4 protein-coding genes and 1 pseudogene are annotated in these 5,450 nt (G+C 26.9%); 4 read left to right on the forward strand and 1 reads right to left on the reverse strand.

Annotation, left to right across the window (positions count from 1 at the left end):
- A pseudogene (locus R4K56_RS14330) lies at positions 1-1,235 on the reverse strand (hypothetical protein); the annotation flags it as partial.
- A 188-nt stretch (positions 1,236-1,423) separates the two neighbouring features.
- Between R4K56_RS14330 and R4K56_RS14335 the strand changes: the two are divergent.
- The 4 genes from R4K56_RS14335 (at position 1,424) to rbr (ending at position 5,223) form a co-directional block, all read left to right on the forward strand.
- Positions 1,424-2,821, forward strand: a complete 1,398-nt coding sequence (locus R4K56_RS14335; RefSeq protein WP_335773131.1) for a DNA polymerase III subunit delta' — start codon at positions 1,424-1,426, stop codon at positions 2,819-2,821.
- A gap of 9 nt (positions 2,822-2,830) precedes the next feature.
- Entirely contained in the window at positions 2,831-3,877 is a 1,047-nt protein-coding gene (locus R4K56_RS14340; RefSeq protein WP_335773130.1) for a hypothetical protein, read from the forward strand.
- Between the two features lie 168 nt (positions 3,878-4,045).
- On the forward strand, positions 4,046-4,642 hold the full coding sequence (locus R4K56_RS14345) for a superoxide dismutase (protein ID WP_335758283.1): 597 nt from the start codon (positions 4,046-4,048) through the stop codon (positions 4,640-4,642).
- Between the two features lie 44 nt (positions 4,643-4,686).
- A complete protein-coding gene (gene rbr / locus R4K56_RS14350) occupies positions 4,687-5,223 on the forward strand; it encodes a rubrerythrin (RefSeq protein ID WP_297298055.1) in 537 nt (178 codons plus the stop codon).
- Positions 5,224-5,450 lie beyond the last annotated feature (227 nt).

The raw sequence follows: 5,450 nt of genomic DNA on the forward strand, positions 1-5,450 counted from the left end.
CTAATTATATCATTTACATTGTTTAATAATTCTTCGTTCTTTTTATTTAAATTCTCTTTTTCTTCTAAGAATCTACTTTGTTCTTCTTTCTGTGAATCTAATTTATTATTTAAATTATTTATTAACTCATCGTATTTTGCATTATTCTGAGATATAGATTCATTTAAACTTTCTTCTAAATCTTTTTGTCCTTTTCTTAAGCCGGATATTTCTTTGAAAGTTTTTAAATTCTGCTCCAACATCACACTGTTATAATTAGTGTTGTTCTGTTCAAGTTTTTCGTCTATCTTATTAGATATTTCTTCTTGCAATTTATTTATATTATTTGAATTATCATCTAATTTGGAATTCAAATTATTTATTAATTCTTCGTACTTAATACTATTTTGACTTATTGTATCATTTACATTGTTCAATAACTCTTCATTTTTTTTATTGAAATTCTCTTTTTCCTCTTCAAAAAATTTAATCTGTTCTTCTTTTTGAGAATCTAATTTATTATTTAAATTGTTTATTAACTCATCGTATTTAGCATTGTTTTGAGTAATTGCATCATTTACAGAATTATTTATATTTTCATTGATATTTTCTTCTAAGTCTTTTTGACCTTTTCTTAAGCTGGAAATTTCTTTAAAATTCTTAAGATTCTGTTCCAACATTACATTATTATAGTTAATATTATTTTTTTCTATTTTTTCGTCTATAGTATTAGATAATTCTTCTTGTAATTTATTAATATTTTCTTTTTCTTCTTCAAAAAATTTAATCTGTTCTTCTTTTTGCAAATCTAATTTATTATCTAAATTATTTAATAGCTCATCATATTTCATATTGTTTTGAGTAATTGCATCATTAACAGAATTATTTATATTTTCATTGATATTTGCTTCTAAATCTTTTTGACCTTTTCTTAAGCTAGAAATTTCTTTAAAATTCTTAAGATTCTGCTCTAGCATTACATTATTATAGTTAATGTTATTTTTTTCTATTTTTTCTTCTATCTTTTCGTCTATAGTATTAGACAATTCATCTTTTAATTTATTTATATTGTCCTCATTTTCTTTTACTACAATATCTTTGATAAACTTCTCCTGCTCCTCTGGAGTTTTATTTTCAGAAGAAACTAATTCTAAATTATTCTCTAATTTCTCAATTCTTTCTGAAATATCAGAATTTTTATTAATATCCTCAGAAGATCCCATTTGATTGTTAGTCATATCATTTGTTGCAGCCATTAAAATATTCCTTGTTTTTAATTATAAATGTAATACTTTTAATAGTAAAAAATAAAAAATTAAACACTATAATAAAATATCGTCATCATTATATTTATAATTTAAAATCACATAAAAAATTATTGTTGATATAAATTTATTTATGATTTATATATTAACAAAGCTTAATAAAGTTATAGAGGTAAAAATTGGCAAAAGTATTAGGACAAACAACACCGCTAAAAATAATGTCTGGAATATATAAAAGCGGCAGACTTCATCATGCTTATCTTTTTTACGGAGATGAAGGGGTTGGAAAATTTGAAAGTGCTTTAAACTATGCTAAAGCTATTTTATGCGAAAGAGGCAATGGAACATACTGCGATGAATGTAAATCATGCAAAATGATAGATCAATACAAACACCCAGATATAATAGTTGCAGGCACTGATGAAAGATTCAGAAATGCTGAACTTTATTTTAATCAATATTTAGAATATAAATTACCTCATTTGTTCAATAATTTTTATTCAGCATGCAGATCCATACTTTATAAAGTTGAATCTATGCTTTTTGACAGTTATGATAACTACCCTTCAAGCGAACCTAAAGAATATATGCTTGGAAGTAAAAAAGAAAGTTCAAGATACGCATTAATAGAACCTTATTATTTAGCTGTAAATTATACTTTAAATGAATTAAATCCGGATAATGTTGATTTTATAGACTCAATATTTAGAAATAAATCAAAAGAAGCATTAAATATAGTGAAAAATAAAGGCGGAAAGAAAAAAATTAGCATAGAAGGCGATTTTTTTGAAGCTTTAAAAAAAATACATTACAATATAATACATACAGTAATTCCATTAGATACAGTAAGAAATATTATAGAGATTACTTACAGAAAGCCGAGAATATCACATAAGAGAATTGTCATCATTGAAGGAATAGAATTGATGGATAAAAGGGCTCCTAATATATTTTTACGTACTTTAGAAGAGCCTTCAGACAATAATATATTCATTCTAATAACTTCTGATGCTAATAAACTGGTTCAGGACGGCATGAAGCCTTTACGATCCCGTATGATGGAATTAAAATTTTCTTCTTTATCAGAAAATACTTTAAGATCCATATTAATGAAGAGATTAAGGCTAAATGAAGAAAAAACTGCCCTTGCACTGGAAAATTCTTATGGAAGTGTTGCTAAAGCTATAAAATATGTACTTGACAAAAAATCAAATACAAGCGATAATATATACAAAGTATTGTTATCTTTTATGGAAGCTGTTTTAAATAACAATCCTTCTCAAATAGCCTCATTAACTACATTGCTTGGTGACGGCGATTATGAGATCGTTGATACTTTTAGAGAAATGATTAATATTTTAAAGAAGCACCTAGAAGATAAATATCTCGAAGTAGAAAATAGAGATTATATATTTCCAGGTTCTATTTCAGATGAAAGTATTGTATGGACTATTGATGAATTAGATTCTACAATCAATACTCTAATTAATACAAATACTCAACCAAAAATGCTGCTTTATAAAACTTTAGGCAACATTTATATGTGGTTACACAATTATAATAATAAAAACTTATAGGAGTTATACATGAAAAAACTATTTCTTGTATTAAGCGTAATGATTCTAGCGTTAAGCCCAGTATACGCTCAGGATGAAACTACAGCAGATGCTACTGCTACAACAGAAACTACTGAAACTACTACTACTGAGAATCAAGAATCATCAGAAAGTGTTGATACAGTAAATGAAATCACACCTTTTGCACCTTCTTTTACTGATTTAAGAAATACTGACGATGTTGCACTTGATAAAGAATACAATCTTCTTCAAACTAATCTTACTAAAATCAAAGAAGATTATCTTTTTAGAGTACTTTACAAAGCTAATAAAATATTAGAGCGTTATACTAACGTTAATTTCACTGATACTAATGAAATGTTCTATAATGCTGTTTATTATTATGACTTAGTAGCTAAACCTTTAGCTGGTGACAATAATGTTGACATAGCTCTTCATGAATTAGACAAATGTTTCAAACTTTATGATGACATCAAACCTATATATGAAATACTTGGAAAAACTAATGAATTAATACAATCTGATTATGAATTAAATCTTTATGCTGGTATTTTCAATCTTTTCAAAGGTACTGCTGGTTACTACGCTAAAAGCAGATATCATTTAATGAATGCTTTATTAAATGAAAGTGCTGCAAAAAGCGACACTACTAACTTAATAATGTTAAATACTTATTTAGCTGGTGTTAACTATAACTTAGCTACAATCAATCAAAACAGTGATGTTAGCAAAGTTTATTTCTTAAATGAAATGTTTAATAATCTTTGGGATTTAACAACTTTAAAAACTACTGATGAAAACATCAAAACTGCTAAATATAAATTATTAATAACTAAATACCACAAAATACTTTACACTACTTCTGACAGATTTAGAACTACATATTCTAAATATTATGATGAATTAGGTTTCGTTTATGGTAAAACAGAAGATGAAGTATTAAGCAGAGAAGTTAGACCTGTTTACAGAGATTACGAAAATGAAGCTGCTAACCCAGCTGATGCTCCTGCTGAAACAACTACTGATACTGCAGAAACAACTGAAACAGCTAATTAATTATATTTAATATAACAAAATAAAGGCATGCCAAATTAATTTTTGGTATGCCTTTATTTTATTAACAGTAATTTTTATCAATAAGATATAAATATTATTTAATAAATACTTGACATTAATTGAAAAAAGGTTTATTATTAAAATAATAAAATGAAGGAGTAAAAATATATGTTTGAATTAATGAAACTACCTTATGGTAAAGAAGACTTAGCTCCATATATGTCTTCAAATACATTAGATTTCCACCATGGAAAACACTTAAATACTTATGTTACAACTCTTAACGACTTAGTATCTAAAGATGCTTCTTTACAAGGAAAAAGCATTGAAGAATTAATCACTTTATCACATAACAATGCTGATAAACAAGCAGTATTTAACAATGCTGGTCAAGTTTATAACCATGAAGAATTCTTCAAAATGCTTAAAAAAGATGTTGCTATACCTGCTGAAGTAAAAGCAAAAATCGAAGCTGATTTCGGTTCTTTTGACGCTTTCAAAGAAGCTTTCACTACTGGCGGTAAAACTCAATTCGGTTCTGGCTGGGTTTGGCTTGTAATTAATAACGGTAAATTAGAAGTTAGAAAATATGCTAATGCTATGAACCCTGTTGCTGACAAAGTACATGGTGTTTTAACTTGCGACGTTTGGGAACATGCTTACTATTTAGATTATCAAAACAGAAGACCTGATTTCTTAACTACTTTTGTTGATCATTTAGTAAATTGGGACTATGTTGCTGAAAGAATTAAACTTGCTAAATAATTTAGTTTGACTAATTATTTATAAATTTTTTTAGGAGAATTAAAATGAAGGATTTAAAAGGTACAAAAACAGAAAAAAACTTAAATGAAGCTTTTGCTGGCGAATCTATGGCTAGAAACAAATACACTTATTTCGCTAGTGTAGCAAGAAATGAAGGTTATGAACAAATCGCTGCTATATTCCTTGAAACAGCTGAAAATGAAAGAGAACATGCTAAAATACACTTCAAATATCTTAACGGTATAGGTGATACACTTCAAAACTTACAAGCTGCTTGGGAAGGTGAAAACGAAGAATACGAAAATATGTACCCAAGAATGGCTAAAGAAGCTACTGAAGAAGGTTTCGAAGAAATCGCTCGTTCTATGAAATTAATCGGTGATGTTGAAAAAGAACACAGAGAAAGATATGCTAAATTAAGAGAAGCTGTTAAAAACGGAAGCGTTTTCAAAAAAGCTACTAAAGTTCAATGGAAATGTAGAAACTGCGGTTTCATCGTTGAAAGTGAAGAAGCTCCTGAACTTTGCCCAGTTTGTAAACATGCTAAAAAATTCTTTGAAGTACGTGTTGAAAACTTCTAATTATTAATGAAATTATTTTAAAGAATTTAAATAGGGGGGTGAAATATCCCCCTTTTTTATTATCATTTTTATTTTTTCAATACAAATGATGAAAATACATCAAATATTATAGGGTCTATTTTTACATCTTTATCCAAATAATTCTCTTTCATAACTTCCAAAGCCTTATTATAATCTAATATTTCTTTATTTGAATATACCTAAACAACTATATTTTGTCAATTTTC

The sequence above is a fragment of the Brachyspira pulli genome, assembly GCF_036997785.1.
GTDB lineage: Bacteria > Spirochaetota > Brachyspiria > Brachyspirales > Brachyspiraceae > Brachyspira > Brachyspira pulli.